The sequence below is a fragment of the Isoptericola sp. NPDC056605 genome (genome assembly GCF_042792795.1).
Lineage (GTDB): Bacteria > Actinomycetota > Actinomycetes > Actinomycetales > Cellulomonadaceae > Isoptericola.
The window spans coordinates 579,947-594,392 of sequence record NZ_JBHTVT010000001.1 but is presented as its reverse complement, the minus strand read 5'-3'; the positions used below and the strand labels follow the sequence as shown (position 1 = coordinate 594,392).

General features: G+C 76.0%; 15 protein-coding genes. 4 read left to right on the top strand and 11 right to left on the bottom strand.

What is annotated here, in order from left to right; all coding sequences use genetic code 11:
- The first annotated feature begins 71 nt into the window (after window positions 1–71).
- Window positions 72–794, top strand: a complete 723-nt coding sequence (locus tag ACFQ8Y_RS02700) for a PAS and ANTAR domain-containing protein (protein ID WP_430584515.1) — start codon at window positions 72–74, stop codon at window positions 792–794.
- 10 nt (window positions 795–804) lie between these two features.
- Here the strand turns inward: ACFQ8Y_RS02700 and ACFQ8Y_RS02695 are convergent, their stop codons facing one another.
- The gene (locus tag ACFQ8Y_RS02695; protein WP_430584514.1) at window positions 805–1,746 is read right to left on the bottom strand and encodes a helix-turn-helix transcriptional regulator; all 942 of its coding nucleotides are present in this window, start codon (window positions 1,744–1,746) and stop codon (window positions 805–807) included.
- A gap of 161 nt (window positions 1,747–1,907) precedes the next feature.
- Here ACFQ8Y_RS02695 and ggt point away from each other — a divergent pair, with 161 nt between their 5' ends.
- Window positions 1,908–3,788, top strand: coding sequence for a gamma-glutamyltransferase (gene ggt, locus ACFQ8Y_RS02690; protein WP_430584513.1), 1,881 nt, complete (start codon window positions 1,908–1,910; stop codon window positions 3,786–3,788).
- Between the two features lie 4 nt (window positions 3,789–3,792).
- On the opposite strand, the gene ACFQ8Y_RS02685 is transcribed toward ggt, so the two are convergent.
- From ACFQ8Y_RS02685 to ACFQ8Y_RS02665, 5 genes are all read right to left on the bottom strand, one after another.
- Complete coding sequence (locus tag ACFQ8Y_RS02685; RefSeq protein ID WP_430584512.1) at window positions 3,793–4,080, bottom strand: hypothetical protein; 288 nt, start codon at window positions 4,078–4,080, stop codon at window positions 3,793–3,795.
- A gap of 59 nt (window positions 4,081–4,139) precedes the next feature.
- Window positions 4,140–4,616: a hypothetical protein gene (locus ACFQ8Y_RS02680; protein ID WP_430584511.1), complete on the bottom strand. Its 477-nt coding sequence runs from the start codon at window positions 4,614–4,616 to the stop codon at window positions 4,140–4,142.
- A 130-nt stretch (window positions 4,617–4,746) separates the two neighbouring features.
- A complete protein-coding gene (locus tag ACFQ8Y_RS02675) occupies window positions 4,747–5,235 on the bottom strand; it encodes a hypothetical protein (protein WP_430584510.1) in 489 nt (162 codons plus the stop codon).
- Between the two features lie 90 nt (window positions 5,236–5,325).
- Entirely contained in the window at window positions 5,326–6,078 is a 753-nt protein-coding gene (locus tag ACFQ8Y_RS02670; protein WP_430549489.1) for a phosphonatase-like hydrolase, read from the bottom strand.
- Window positions 6,079–6,115: 37 nt separating this feature from the next.
- Window positions 6,116–7,294 carry a TIGR03364 family FAD-dependent oxidoreductase gene (locus ACFQ8Y_RS02665; RefSeq protein WP_430549488.1) on the bottom strand — a complete coding sequence of 393 codons (1,179 nt, stop codon included), beginning with the start codon at window positions 7,292–7,294 and terminating at the stop codon, window positions 6,116–6,118.
- A gap of 68 nt (window positions 7,295–7,362) precedes the next feature.
- Between ACFQ8Y_RS02665 and ACFQ8Y_RS02660 the strand changes: the two genes are divergently transcribed.
- A complete protein-coding gene (locus ACFQ8Y_RS02660; protein ID WP_430549487.1) occupies window positions 7,363–8,091 on the top strand; it encodes a GntR family transcriptional regulator in 729 nt (242 codons plus the stop codon).
- 11 nt (window positions 8,092–8,102) lie between these two features.
- Here ACFQ8Y_RS02660 and ACFQ8Y_RS02655 read toward each other — a convergent pair whose 3' ends face one another.
- The 4 genes from ACFQ8Y_RS02655 to ACFQ8Y_RS02640 are packed head-to-tail and all read right to left on the bottom strand — an operon-like array spanning window position 8,103 to window position 12,539.
- Complete coding sequence (locus ACFQ8Y_RS02655; protein ID WP_430584509.1) at window positions 8,103–9,158, bottom strand: zinc-binding dehydrogenase; 1,056 nt, start codon at window positions 9,156–9,158, stop codon at window positions 8,103–8,105.
- Complete coding sequence (gene phnE / locus ACFQ8Y_RS02650) at window positions 9,134–10,765, bottom strand: phosphonate ABC transporter, permease protein PhnE (protein WP_430584508.1); 1,632 nt, start codon at window positions 10,763–10,765, stop codon at window positions 9,134–9,136. The genes ACFQ8Y_RS02655 and phnE overlap by 25 nt, the downstream gene beginning before the upstream one ends.
- Window positions 10,762–11,553: a phosphonate ABC transporter ATP-binding protein gene (gene phnC / locus ACFQ8Y_RS02645; RefSeq protein ID WP_430584507.1), complete on the bottom strand. Its 792-nt coding sequence runs from the start codon at window positions 11,551–11,553 to the stop codon at window positions 10,762–10,764. Before phnC ends, phnE begins: the two co-directional genes overlap by 4 nt.
- 11 nt (window positions 11,554–11,564) lie before the next feature.
- Window positions 11,565–12,539, bottom strand: a complete 975-nt coding sequence (locus tag ACFQ8Y_RS02640; RefSeq protein WP_430549483.1) for a phosphate/phosphite/phosphonate ABC transporter substrate-binding protein — start codon at window positions 12,537–12,539, stop codon at window positions 11,565–11,567.
- A 163-nt stretch (window positions 12,540–12,702) separates the two neighbouring features.
- Here ACFQ8Y_RS02640 and ACFQ8Y_RS02635 point away from each other — a divergent pair, with 163 nt between their 5' ends.
- On the top strand, window positions 12,703–13,950 hold the full coding sequence (locus ACFQ8Y_RS02635; protein ID WP_430549482.1) for an alpha-D-ribose 1-methylphosphonate 5-triphosphate diphosphatase: 1,248 nt from the start codon (window positions 12,703–12,705) through the stop codon (window positions 13,948–13,950).
- On the opposite strand, the gene ACFQ8Y_RS02630 is transcribed toward ACFQ8Y_RS02635, so the two are convergent.
- Window positions 13,940–14,425: a MarR family winged helix-turn-helix transcriptional regulator gene (locus ACFQ8Y_RS02630; RefSeq protein ID WP_430549481.1), complete on the bottom strand. Its 486-nt coding sequence runs from the start codon at window positions 14,423–14,425 to the stop codon at window positions 13,940–13,942. The two genes, ACFQ8Y_RS02635 and ACFQ8Y_RS02630, sit on opposite strands and share 11 nt — an antisense overlap.
- Window positions 14,426–14,446: the final 21 nt, after the last annotated feature.

Below are 14,446 nucleotides of genomic sequence, written 5' to 3'. Positions count from 1 at the left end.
GCATCGGCAATCGGTCCCGGAAGCAGACCGCGCACCGATCCCGCCGGAACGCGCATGGCCAGGAGGTGCCCGTGGATCCCCGTCGCATGCCGACCGACCCGCCCCAGCCCACCTCTCCGCCCGCGCCGGCGGACGACGGCTCCACCCTGGAGCACGCGCTCGACATCCCGCCGGCGCCGCTCACCGGCTCCTACCGCTGCCTGCTCCCGGCTGAGACCTGGTGGTGGTCGGAGGGGATGTACCTCGTCCACGGGTTCGAGCCGGGCGAGGTGGTGCCGTCCACCGCTCTCGTCCTGGCCCACAAGCACCCCGACGACCGCGAGCGGGTGCGGCGGCTGCTCGCCGCGGCGCAGCGCACCGGGACCCCCTTCGCCAGCGTGCACCGCATCATGGACGCGCGCGGTCGCGAACGTACCGTCGTGCTCTCCGGCCAGGTCCGGCCCGCCGCGGAGGACCCCGCCACGGCCGTGCTCCAGGGCTTCGTGACCGACGTGACGGCCGAGGTCAGCGAAGACGCGGCCCGGATGGCCTCGCGGCAGGTGGCCGCGTCGGCGCAGAGCCGGTCCGCGATCGACCAGGCCAAGGGGGTGCTGATGCTGCTCTACGGCCTCGCGGCCGAGGACGCCTTCACCGTCCTGCGCAGCGCCTCCAACACGCACAACGTCAAGGTGCGGGACCTCGCCGCGGCCGTGCTGGCCGCCGCGCGCACGCACGGGACGGCGGCGCGGCCCGTCGTCGAGGACCTGCTGCGCCAGGCGCTCCTCGCGACCGGACGGTCCGTCACGACGCCCTGACGTCCGGCGCTCACCGGCGCAGGGTCTGCGACGGCAGTTCGTCGTGCGCCCGGCGGTAGGCGGCGGCGAAGTGGCCGAGGTGCAAGAAACCCCACCGGCGCGCCACGGCCGCGACCGTGACCACCTCCGGGTCACCGTCCAGGAGCTCGCGCCGCGCCCCGTCCAGCCGGGCCCGGCGCAGCGCGTCCCCCGGGGTGGCGCCCAGCGAGCGCCGGAACGCCGCCTGCAGTCCGCGGGTGGAGACGTGCACGGCGGCCGCGACGTCGTCGACCGTGATCGCCTCGTGCGCGTGCTCGTCGATGTACGCCGACGCCCTGCGGACGACCGGCGGCAGCACGCGCTCGGCCGCTCGCCCCTGGTCGTCGAGGGCGACGTTCGGGAAGGCGTGCAGCAGGGAGAGGGCGACGTGGTGCGCCAGCGAGCTCTGCAGCACCGCCGACGACAGCGCCTCGGCGTCGCGGGTCAACGACTGCGCGGCGTACCGTGTCGTCGCCTTCCAGGCGCGCGCCGCCGCCGGGTCTCGCGGGGACCCTGACCGGAACAGGTGGGTCGGCTGGTCGCGCCCGGTCAGCCGCGCGGCCACCGCGCGCACGTAGCCGCGGTCGAGGGTGAGACCGCTGGTCCGGGCGGTCTCCCAGGTCGCCGTCGCGCGGTCCGGCGCGTCGAGCAGCACCGGGCCAGGGCCGAAGGCCTCCCCCGCGTGCTGCAGCTCGATCTCCCCCCGCAGCTGGAGCACGACGATCGGCTCGGGCTCGTCCAGAGCCGAGCTCCCCGGCATGGGGAGCGTGTGGTCCGTCCAGGCCAGGCGCGCGATCGCGGCGGAGCGGATGGAGAACTCGAAGGCCTGCTTCGGCGCGCGCAGGTGGACCCGGGGAAAGATCCTCTCGAGCGCCTGCTCGGCCTCCTGGGCGTCGGAGGTCCGCAGCTCGAAGCCCGCGACCGGTGTCGTCATCCGCCTACCGTCGCGATCCCGCGGGCGCAGCGCAACAGACCAGGTCACGAGTTCGGGACACGGGCCGGTCGCCCCGCCCCGCCGCGTTCGGCGGGCGTCCGACACCGTTCTCCGCCACTGTGGGAGAAGCGCCTCGGGACCCGCCCGCCACAGGAGACCCCATGGACCACCGTCTGGACCACCGCCGCTCCAGCTCACGCCCCCGCCGCACCCGCGTGCTGGCCGCCCTGGGCGCGGCGGTGCTGACCGCGACGACCGCCGTCGTCGGCACCACCGCCGCGTCCACCGCGAGCGCCCACCCGCACGGTGGCGGGCACGGTGACGTGAAGGTGCCCACCGCGGTCGGGTACGGCGGCGCCGTCAGCACGGTGGACCCGGAGGCGAGCCGGGTCGGCCTGGACGTGCTGCGCAAGGGTGGCAACGCGGTCGACGCGGCGGTGGCGGCGGCCGCCGCGCTGGGGGTGACCGAGCCGTACAGCGCCGGGATCGGCGGCGGCGGGTACTTCGTCTACTACGACGCCGACACCGGCGAGGTGCAGACGATCGACGGCCGGGAGACGGCGCCGGCGGAGATGCCGAACAACGCGTTCATCGACCCGGCGACCGGCAAGCCGTACCCGTTCACGCCGGACCTGGTGACGAGCGGCGTCTCGGTGGGCACGCCGGGTACGCCCGCCACCTGGCAGACGGCGCTCGACGAGTGGGGCACCTACTCCCTGAAGAAGGCGCTGAAGCCGGCGACGCAGCTGGCGCGGCGGGGCTTCGTCGTCGACCAGACGTTCCACGACCAGACGGCGGACAACGCCGAGCGGTTCGCGGCGTTCCCCGCCACGGCGGAGCTGTACCTGCCGGGCGGGGCGCCGCCCGCCGTCGGCAGCGTGTTCCGCAACCGCGACCTCGCCGCCACCTACGACCTCCTGGCCAAGCGCGGGACCGACGCGTTCTACGGCGGACGGCTCGCGGCGGAGATGGTCGACGTCGTGCAGCACCCGCAGACCTCCCCCGACACGGACCTGCCCGTGCCCCCGGGCTACCTCGACCTCGACGACCTGGCCGGGTACGAGGCGCTGGTGCAGGACCCGACCGTGTCCGACTACCGCGACTACGACGTCTACGGCATGGCGCCGTCGTCCAGCGGCGGGTCCACGGTGGGCGAGGCGCTGAACATCCTCGAGACGTTCGACCTGTCCGGGATGGACGACGCGGCCTACCTGCACCACTACCTGGAGGCGAGCGCCCTGGCGTTCGCCGACCGCGGCGCGTACCTGGGCGACCCGGCGTTCGTCGACGTCCCCCTCGACACCCTGCTGTCGGACGACTTCGCGGCCGAGCGCGCGTGCCTGCTCGACCCGGAGGCGGCGGCGACCAAGCCCGTGGCACCCGGGGACGTCGACGCCGACGACGCGGCGTGCGGCGAGACGATCGCCCCCGCCGACTCGGACACGGAGAACGTCTCGACGACGAACCTCACCGTGGTGGACGAGGACGGGAACGTCGTCGAGTACACCCTCACGATCGAGCAGACGGGCGGCTCGGGGATGCTCGTGCCGGGCCGCGGCTTCCTGCTGAACAACGAGCTCACCGACTTCTCCACCGTGTGGGCGGCCGACGACCCGAACCGCATCGAGCCGGGCAAGCGGCCACGGTCGTCGATGGCGCCGACGATCGTGCTGCGCGACGGCGAGCCCGTCCTGGCCCTCGGCTCGCCCGGCGGCTCCACGATCATCACGACCGTGCTGCAGACGCTCACCAACCACCTCGACCGCGGCATGCCGATCGGCGACGCGCTCGCCGCCCCGCGCGCCGCTCAGCGCAACACGGCGTCCGTCACCGCGGAGCCGGAGTTCATCGAGGCCTACGGCCCGGAGCTGGAGGCGTACGGGCACACGCTCGTGCCGGCCGGAGACGCGTTCACGTCCGCCGCGGAGATCGGCGCCGCGACGGCGGTGCAGATCGGCGACGACGGCCTGCTCACCGCCGTCTCCGAGCCGCGCCGCCGCGGCGGCGGCGCGGCCATGGTGGTGCACCCGGCCGAGGAGTGAGCCGCTACAACCGCGGCGGCTGCTTGTACTGCTCCAGCAGGGTGCGACGGTCGAACTCCGGCGTCGGCCCGCTCTGGCTGGCGCCGTCGGGCTTGTCGTAGCGCTGGCTCGCGCGCTGGCGGTGCCGCATCGAGCGGGCGGTGCCCCAGCACAGGACGACGACGACCACGACCCACACGCCCTGCAGGGCGAGCTCGACGCCCTCGGGGAGCTCGACCGTGAACAGCACGACCGTGGCGGCGACGAGCACGGCCAGCCCGGCGCCGGCCAGCACCCCGGGCCGGATCCTCATGCCAGCGAGCGTAGCGGCCTCCCGGGGACAGCTCTCGGGGGCGGCCGTGCCGCAGGGCCTCAGCCCTGCGGCAGGACGACGTTCACCAGGTTCGCCGAGGAGCCGCGGACCATCTCTCCCGCGGCGTCCTCGACCCAGCCCGCGACGGACAGCCGCGTGAGCGGGACGTCCGTCGTGCGCATCGGGAACGCCACGTAGGAGCTCGCGCCCGGGGCGACCTGCCTGGTCACCTCGCCGTAGACGGACGAGGCCACGATCGTGAGGGTCTCCGGGTCGGTGTTGAGCACCCGCACCGTGAGGTAGTTGCTGCCGCCCATGGTGCGGATCTGGGCGGTCGGCAGAAAGTCCGTGCCCCCGTTGAACCCGTCGCCCGAGACGACCACGAAGTCCCGGACGGCCTCGTCCTCGACGACCGTTCGCACCCCGTCCGGTGAGGCGGCGGACGCCGTGGCCGCCCCGGCCGCGCCCGTGGCAACCAGCGACAACGCGAGGAGGACGCCGGACGCGGCGCGGACGGTGGATCGCGTGCGGGACATACGAGGCTCCTTCGGCCGGGACGGGTGGCCACGTCGCCGCGGCCAGGCACGAAACTACTGGCAGACCCCGTCCCGGCACGACGGACACCCGGCGCGCGCCGCCAGCCCGGCGCCGGGCTGCACCCGGGCCTCAGCCCTCCGGGAGGACCACGTTCATCATGTTGATCCCGGTGCCTCGCACGACGTTCCCCTCGGCATCGAGCACCTCCGCCACGATGAGCAGGGGGACGAGCGGCACGGTCGACGTCCGCAGGTTGACGGCGACGTAGCCGGACCTGCCGGGCTCGACGAGCAGCGACCTCTCGCCGTAGGCGCTGGAGACCCGCACGTGCGCGGGCTCGACGTCATCGTTGTGCACTCGCACGGCGAGGTAGTTGCTGTCTCCCATGAGCCGGATCTGCGCCTCCGGCCGCACCCAGACACCGCCGTTGAGCGCGTCGCCGCCGACCCCGACGAAGTCGCGCACCGGGGTGACGTCGGCGGCAGACGCGACGGCGACGTCCTGCGCGCGCGCCGGAGCTGAGGCAGACGCGGGGATGGTGGTCACGCCCGCAAGGACGGCCGCGACCCCCGCGATCGCGGCGGCGCGGGACCTGCGGGACAGACTTCTCGAGGACATGCACGATCTCCTTCGAACGGGACGGTGTGGCCGCGTTCGTCGCGGCCGGGCACGAACCTACTGATGGCCCCGGTACCGGCGCGGTGACGCTCAGCGTGAGGCCGCGTGCGACAGGGGCGACGGTGTCGCGGCGCCCTCCAGGACGGCGGGCAGGTCGGCGACGCTGTCGAGCAGGTGCGTGTGCGGCGCGGCCTCCAGGACCGCACGCGGCACGCCGCCGCTGAGCACGCCGACGACCAGCGCGGCGCCGGCGTTCGTCCCGGCCTCGAGGTCGAGCACCGTGTCGCCGACGGTGAGCACGCGCGCGACGTCGGCCACCCCCGTGCGCTCCATCGCCCGGTGCACCATGAACGGCGCGGGGCGGCCCGCGGGCACGTCGTCGGTGGTCACGACGGCGTCCACGACCCCCTCGGTCCAGCCGAGCCGGTCGAGCAGCAGGCCGGTGACGTCGGCGGAGAAGCCGGTGGTCAGGGCGATCCGCGCGCCCCGTGCCCGGAGGTCGGCGAACGTGTCGAGCACGCCCGGCATCGCCACCGGCGGGGTGGCGTCGTACGCCTCGCGCAGCAGGCGCTCGAAGTCGGCGAACGCCGGCTCGACGGCGGACGGGTCGCCGCCGAGCGCCAGCAGCGCACGGATGGCGGTGCGCTTGTCGGCGCCCATCCAGCGGGCGACGTCGGCGACGTCGGCGGTGCTGCCGTGGCGGCGCACGGCGTCGTGCAGCGCGCGGTAGACGGCGCCGCCCTCCTCCACGGTGGTGCCGGCGACGTCGAACGCGGCGAGCGCGATACGGGCGGACTCGATGCGGTCGGGGGCGGCGGGTTCGGTCGTGGCGGTGTCGTTCACGGGGTTCCTTCCGGTGGGTGGGTCGGTGGCGGGGCGCTCAGGCGATGACGCCCGCCCGGTCGAGGACGTCGGCGGCGAGGCCGAGCCCGGTGGTCATGCCGATGCCCGTGGTGACGGCGGCGACGTGCACGCCGGGCGCGGGCTCGGCGACGAGGAACTCTCGCCCGGGGGCGGTGGCGTAGGTACCCTGCCAGCGCTCGACGACGCGCAGGTCGGCGCCCGGACGGGACGCGAACAGGTCGCGGCCCAGGCGCAAGAGCACGTCGAAGCCCTCCTCGTCCTGGAACACGGGCGCGTCGTCGGCGCGCAGGTGGGTGTCGCCGAGCAGCAGCGAGCCGCCCTGCGGGGTCGCCATGAGGTTGACGTCCCAACGCGCCCCGGCGGGGTCCGCCGCGGCGAGCTCGGCCGCGACGTCGGCCGCCGACGGGCAGGCCGCGAACGCCGCGTAGCGCACCATCGACCAGCCGGTGAGCAGCGGCGTCGTCAGGCCGAGGGGCACGTCGGGCCGCACCCGCAGCATGTGCAGCCGGCAGCGGCGCAGCCCGGCCTCCTCGGCGAGGTCCGGCAGCAGCCGGTCGAGGTCGTGGTGCGCGGCGACCACCACGACGTCCGCCTCGAGGGCGCCGCGCGTCGTCTCGACCCGGCCGGGCCCGACGGAGCGGGCCGCCGTGCGCCAGCGGAACGTCACGCCCTGCGCCTCGAGCCACCGTGCCAGGGCGGGGGCCGCCGCCCTGGGGTCGACGAGCAGGTCGAGCGGCAGGTGCGCTCCCCCGACCACGGGCTCCGGGCGGACGGGCACGGCCGCCCGCGCCGTGGCGGCGTCCAGGAGCCGCACCTCGTCCGTGCCGCGCTCGGCCGCGAGCTCGCCGAGCAGGCGCAGCTCGGCGGCGGTGCGCGCGACGACGTGCGTGCCCACCGGGGCGACGTCGAACCCCGCCGCGGCCCCCAGGGACAGCCAGCGCTCGCGGGCGGCGAGGGCGTACCGGCGCGCGTCGCCGGCCTGCGCCGTCGTGCACACGTGGCCGAAGTTCTGCACGGAGGAGCCGACCACCCCGGCCGCCTGCTCGACGACCGTCACCCGGTACCCGCGCCGGTGGGCCTCCGCCGCGGCGCCCAGGCCGACCACCCCCGCCCCCACGACGACGACGTGGCCTCGGGTCGCGGGGGCGCGGCGGGTCGAGGAGGGGTGCGGGACCGTCGTGGCGGGGCGGGTCATCGTGTTCCTCCGGGGTGGTGGTCGGGCTCGTTCACCGCACGGCCACTTGGGGCCGGTACGGTCCGGGCGTGAGCAGCGAGAAGGGGCCGTCGGCGCGGATCGTGCGCGTGCTCGCGGACGAGCTCGCGGGGCTGCCGTCGGGCACGCGCGTCGCCTCCGAGGCAGAGGTGGGGCGCCGGTTCGGCGTCGGGCGCGCCGCCGCGCGGGCGGCGCTGGGCGAGCTGGAGCGCCGGATGCTCGTGAGCCGCATCCAGGGTCTGGGCACGTTCACCCGCCGCCGCGTCGACTACCTCGTGGCGCCGGGGCGCGCGCCGTCGTGGAGCCGGACCCTGCGCGAGGCGGGCGCGTCGCCGCGCACCGTGGTCCTGGCCTGCGACGACGTGCCCCTGCCCGACGACGTCGCCGCCGCGCTGGAGGTCCCGACCGGCACCCGCGGGTTCCGGCTGGTGCGCCGGTCGCACATCGACGAGATGCCCGCGGCGTGGGGCGTCGAGTGGCTCGCGCACGGGCTCGTGCCCGAGCTGCCCGCCGCGCTGCGGCTGGAGGAGTCGCTGGACACGATCCTGCGCGCGTCGGCCGGCACCCGCCCCGAACGGGCGTGGACGCGGGCGAGCGTGGAGCCCGCGCCCGAGGAGGCGAGCGACGGCCTCGGCTGCCGGCCGGGCGACCCGGCGTGGCTCATGGTGAGCCTCGCGCGCGACGGCGCGGACGGCCGCCCGCTGCTGTTCACGGAGCGCTGGGTGCGCGCCGACGCGGTGCGCGTCGTGCTGGAGCTGGGGCAGGGCCGCGACGCCTGAGCGGAGAGGCGTCACGGCGCCACCGCCGCGCGCGGCGCGGTGCCGGCGGGCCCGGTGAGGAGCCCGGCCAGGTCGACCAGCGGCGCGGCGGGGGTCACGAGCTCGCCCCACGGCACGACGTCCCGCGTGCGGTCCAGCAGCCTGAGCGCGGCCCGCAGGTGCCGCGGCTCGTAGTTGTGCACGCCGGTCACGGTCAGCCAGCCGCGCACGACCCGCTCCGGGTCGAGCGGCACGGCCGGCGACGGCGCCACCGACCCGACGAGCACGAGCCGCCCGCCGACGTCGAGCGCGTCGAGGCACCGGGTCACGGCCGGGGTCGCGCCGGAGAGCTCGATCGCGACGTCGGCGTCCCCCACGGACTCGCCCGTCCCCAGGGCCGCATCGGCGCCGAACCGGGCGGCGAGGTCGCGGCGGGCGGGGTCGGGGTCGGTGACGACGACCTCCGCGGCCCCGGCGTCCCGCGACGCGACGACCGCGGCCAGGCCGAGCATCCCCGCCCCGCTGACGAGCACGCGGCGGCCGGCGAGCGGCCCCGCGGCCTCGACCGCCGCCATCACTGTCGCGGTGGCGCACCCCGCGGGGGCAGCCAGCGCGTCGGGGACGGTCACGGGCACGCGGGCGATCGTGGCCCCCGCGGGCAGCACGAGGTGCCGCGCGTAGGTGCCGGACAGCGGCCAGCCCGAGTCGAACGCCTCGTGCCCCACCTTCCGCACCGACCGGCACTTCGCGGTGCGCCCGGCGCGGCAGCGGTCGCACTTGCCGCAGGCGACGGTGACGCCCCAGACGACGCGGTCGCCCGCGGCGAGCGCGCCGCCGTCGTCCCCCACGGCGCCGCCCGGGCCGACCTCGACGATCTCGCCGACCGCCTCGTGCCCGAGAACGGACGGCGACGGCGACGACCGCCGCCCCGAGACGGTGTGCCGGTCGCTGCCGCACACGGTGGCGAGGAGCACGCGGACGAGCACCTCGCCCGGGCCGAGCGCGGGGAGCGGGACGTCGACGAGGCGGACGGCGTCGCCGCCCTCCCACAGCGCGACGGTGGTCAGGACAGCTGAGCGCGGATCCACCCGGAGAGCCTCTCGATGAGCAGGACGACGACGAACACGAGCAGGACGATCCCGCCCGCCACCTGGAAGTGGAGGGTGCGGACGGCCTCGAAGAGCAGGAAGCCGACCCCGCCGGCGCCGACGATCCCGAGGATCGTCGAGGTGCGGATGTTGACGTCCAGCAGGTACAGGCCCGACCCGACGATCCCGGGCATGGCCTGCGGCAGCACGGCCGAGCACAGGACCTTCCACCAGCCGCCGCCCACCGAGCGCACGGCCTCGGCGGGCCCGGCGGGGAGCTCCTCGACGGCGTCCGCGACGAGCTTGCCGAGGAAGCCGATCGAGCCGATGCCGAGCGCGACGGCCCCCGCGACGGGCCCGAGGCCGACCGCGGCGACGAACACCACGGCGAGGATCAGCTCGGGGATGGCGCGCACCACGAGGACCACGGTCCGCGCCGCGCCGTACACGAGCGGGTGCGGCGCCACGTTGCGCGCGGCGAGCAGGCCCAGCGGCAGCGACAGCAGCACGCCGATACCGGTGGCGGACAGCCCGATGGCGAGCGTCTGGAGCAGGGCCGCCCACAGCGCGGGCCCCAGGGTGGTGAGGTCGGGCGGGAACGTGCGCCCGGCGACCGCGAGCAGGTCGGGCACGGACGTGGCGAGGGCGAGGGGGTCGATGTCGAGCCGCACGAACGACACGACCAGCAGCGCGGCGGCAGCCCCACCGGCCGCCCACCGCACCGCGCGGTCCCGGCCGTACGGGGGGTTCCGGGGCGCGAGGAGCGTGCGGCGGATCGCGACGGACAGCAGCTCCATGCCCGCCACCAGCACGAGGATCACGAGCACGATGCCCATCGCCTTGGGGTAGACCAGGCCGCGCAACGCGTCCTGCAGCGCGAAGCCGATGCCACCCGCGCCGACGAAGCCGAGCACCACGGACGTGCGCAGGTTGATGTCCACCCGGTACACGAACGCCGAGACCCAGGCGGGCACCACCTGCGGCACGACGCCGTTGAGCAGCTCGCGCACACGGCCCACGCCGACGGCGCGCACGGCCTCGCGCGGCCCCTCGTCGGCGCCCTCGATCGCGTCGGCGAACAGCTTGCCGAGCATGCCCACGGAGTGCAGGGCGAGGGCCAGGACGCCCGGAAGCACGCCCAGGCCCAGCGCCCGGACGAACAGCACGGCGAACACGAGGTCCGGCACCGCGCGGCAGAACGTGATGATCCCGCGCGCGACGGCGGCCACCGCGGGGTGCGGCGTCGTCGTGCGCGCCGCGAGGAACGCCAGCGGCACGGACAGCAGCGTCGCGAGCACCGTGCCGAGGAACGCCATGAGCACCGTGTCGAGGGCGAGCGTCGCGATCCGGGCCGGGTCGGACAGCTCCGGCGGCACCATCCGGCCGAGCAGGTTCGCCACGTCCTCGCCGCCGGCGACGAGCGTCGGCAGGTCCAGGCCGATCGCCGACGACGCGGCCAGCGCGAGCAGGACGGCGCCGCCCGCGAGCCAGCGCAGGGCGCGGCGCCGGCCGTCGGAGGGCGGGCGCAGCGGGTCCCCGCCGGACGGCGGTGCCGGGGCAGGCGCGAGGGACGTCGTCCCGGGAGGCGCCTGGAGGGACGCCGTCATGCCGCCACCGCCGCGGGCTCGACCCGCCGATAGATCGCCATCGCCTCGTCCCTCGTGAGGCCCGCCGCGGGCCGGTCGAGCACCTTCTCCCCCTGCCGCAGGCCGACGAGGCGGTCGGCCCAGCCGAGGGCGAGGTCCACCTGGTGCAGCGTGCACAGGACGGTCAGCCCCTCCTCCGCGCAGACCCGCACGAGCAGGTCCATCACCGTGCCGGCGTTCTCCGGGTCGAGGGAGGCGACGGGCTCGTCGGCGAGCACGACCTGCGGGCGCTGCATCAGCGTGCGCGCCAGCGCGACGCGCTGCTGCTGGCCGCCCGACAGGGTGTCCGCCCGCTGGTACGCCTGGTCCGCGAGACCGACGCGGTCGATGTGCGCCATCGCCTCCGCACGCATCCGGCGCGAGTAGGTCGACACGCCGTAGCGCGGCCCGCGCACGCGGCCCAGGCCGCCGATCAGCACGTTCTCGAGGCAGGTGAGCCGACCCACGAGGTTGAACTGCTGGAACACGAAGCCCACCTCGGTGCGCAGGTGCCGCAGCTCGCGCGCCGACGCGCGGTCCACGCGGGTGCCGGCCACCGTGACCTCGCCCGCCGTCGGCCGGTGCAGCCCGTTGAGGCAGCGCAGGAGCGTCGACTTGCCCGACCCGGACAGCCCGAGCAGCACGACGAGCTCCCCATGCCGCACGTCGAGGTCCACGCCGTCGAGCGCGGCGGTCCGACCGAACTCCTTGCGCAGCCCACGCACCCGCACCAGGGGCTCGTCGGTCGCGACGCCGGGCGCCGTCGGCATCGTCGGCATCGTCAGCCCTCGCACTTGTCGGACTTGGTGATCGTGCAGACCTCGCGGGTGCCGTCGTAGTCGGCGTCCTGCGCGGGCACGAAGCCCCACGCGTCCTCGTCGGTGAGCAGGCAGTCCCCGTCGCAGTACCCGTGCTCGCGCAGGTAGTCGGAGTTCGCCTTCTCGGTGAGCAGCGTCGCGAGCTTCTCGTTGACGTCGGCGCCGAGGGCGTCGTTGCCGACGAAGAGGGAGCCGGAGATCGTCTCCGACCTCCACACCTCCTTGAGGTCGCCGTCGGCGAGGTCACCGGCCGCCGGCAGGGTCTCCTCGACCATCGACTGCATCGCGAAGCCGACCTCGCAGTCCCCCGAGGCGACGGCGAGCGCCGACGCGTCGTGGCCGCCCGCATACACGGGCTCGACCCCGGCGGCGACGTCCTGCTCGGTGCCCGACGCGATGACGCCCGCGTCGATGAGCCCGGCGGAGGGGTAGAGGAAGCCCGACGTCGAGCCCGGGTCCACGAAGCAGACCGTCCTGCCCGCGAAGTCCTCCAGGCCGTCCACGGCGTCGTTGTCGCCCTGGGTGATGCCGAGCGAGAAGTAGCCGGGCTCGGCACCCTCCTCCGCGATGACGGACGCCAGCGGCGTGATCGCGGCGTCGTTGTGCGTCGCGAGGACGTACGCGAACGAGCCGAGGAACGCGAGGTCCACCTTGTCGGCGATGAGCCCCTCGATGACGCCCGCGTAGTCGGAGGCCTGGCTGACCTCGACCTGCGCCCCCGTCTCTTCCTCGAGCATCGCGACGATCGGGTCGTAGCCCTCGGCGAGGTTGGTCGAGTTCTCCGCGGGGATGGCGCCCAGGCGCAGCACCTCCGGGAAGCCCTGCTCCGTGGTGCCGCCACCCGCGGACGCCGTGCCCAGCGCACCGCAGCCGGCGAGCGTGAGGGCCGCGGCGCCGGCGAGCGCCGCGGCGGCGAGGGTGGTCCTGGTGGTCTTCATGTCGTCTCCGGTGAGGACTCGGCGATGGGGCTCGGCGCGGGCGCCGGTGGCCGGCGCCGTGCAGGAGTCTGGGAGCCCGCGACGACCGGCCGGCCCCGGGGAGGTGAACCCCCGGTGAAGCCTCGTTAACCGTCTCGCCAGGTCGTCCGGACAAGATGCACCGGTGTTCACCTCCCTCCCCTCCGCGACCGACAGGCCGTGGCCCCTCGGCGCCGCGCCCGCGGAGTGGTCGCTCGCCGGCGTCCGCGCCGTCCTGCCCGACCGCGTGGTGGACGACGCCCGCCTCGTCGTGCACCACGGCCGCGTGGCGGAGGTGGGCGAGCGGCCGCCGGGGTTCCGGGCGGACCTCGACGGCGGGGGTGCGTGGTGCCTGCCCGGGCTGGTCGACGTGCACACCGACGTGCTGGCGCACGAGCGCCGGCCGCGGCCCGGCGCCGACCTGCCGCCCGACCTCGCGGTGCGGACGGCGGCCGACCGCCTCGCCGCGAGCGGCGTGCTCACCGCGTTCCACGGGGTGCCGTTCGGCGAGCGCACCCCCGTGGGGCTCGCCGCGGGCGACCCCGGACCCGGCCCGCTGCTGGGGGCGCTGCGGGACCCCGAGGCCGCGGGGTCGGGGTCCCGCGTGCTGCACCGCGTGGACGTGCGGTGCGTGACCGGGCTCGCCGACCTGGAGGCGGCCCTCGCCGGTGACACCGGGGACGTCCCCCCGCTGGTGTCGCACGAGGACCACACCCCCGGCATCGGGCAGTACGCCGACCCCGCCACGATGGAACGTTTCCTCGTGGAGCGCGAGGGCATGACCCCGCCCGACGCGCGCACGCACGTGGCCGCCTGGCGCGCCGAGCGCGAGGACCGGGCGGACGTCGCGGCGGCCGCCCTCGACCGCCTGGGGTCGTGGGCCCGCGCCGGCCGGGTCCGGCTCGCCGGGCACGATCCCGAGACCCGCGCCGACGTCGAGGCACTGGTCGCGCGCGGCGGCGCCGTCGCGGAGTTCCCCACCACCGTCGAGGCGGCGCTCGCGGCCCGAGAGCTCGGCCTTCACGTCGTGGCAGGCGGGCCCAACGCCGTCCGCGGCTCCTCGCACGCCGCCAACGTCTCCGCGCGGGAGCTCGTGGCCCGCGGCCTCGTCGACGCGCTGGCGTCCGACTACGTGCCGTCGTCCCTGCTCACGGCCGTCGAGGTGCTCGTGCGCGAGGGCCTCGCCGACCTGCCGGGCGCCGTCCGGCTCGTCACCTCGGGCCCCGCGCGCGCCGCGGGGCTGGACGACCGCGGCGCCCTGGTGCCCGGTGCGCGGGCCGACGTCCTGCTCGTCCGGCGCGCGGGGCGGTGGCCCACCGTGGTCGCCGCACTGCGCGCCGGCCCGGCGGCGCGGTCCGGCCGAGGGGCGGGTGGCCCCGGCGTCAGCCGGTGACGAGCTTGCGGAGCAGGCCCTCGAGCTGTGCGCGCTCCTGGCGTGAGAGGGGCGCCAGCAGCCCGTCCTCGAGCTCGAGGTGCGCGGGGTAGGCCTCGTCGATGAGCCGGCGCCCCTGCGCGGACAGCGTCACGACGCGACCGCGACCGTCGTCGGCACGGCCCTGCCGGACCACCAGGCCCGCGGCCTCCAGCCGGTCGACCCGCTTGGACGTCGCGCCGGCCGTCACCATGGTGTGCTCCGCGAGCTCGCCCGGGTTCAGCGCGAACGGGGCGCCCGCGCGCCGCAGCGCGCACAGGACGTCGAACTCGCCCTCCCCGATCCCGAACCGCCGGTAGTTCGCCACGAGCGCGGCGGTGAAGTCGTCGGAGATCCGTCGCATCCGCCCGATCACCGCCATCGGGCTCGGGTCGAGGTCGGGGCGTTCCCGCCGCCACTGCGCGACGAACGTGGCGACGCGATCGGTCTCGGTCATGACCCCATCCTACTTTCCACG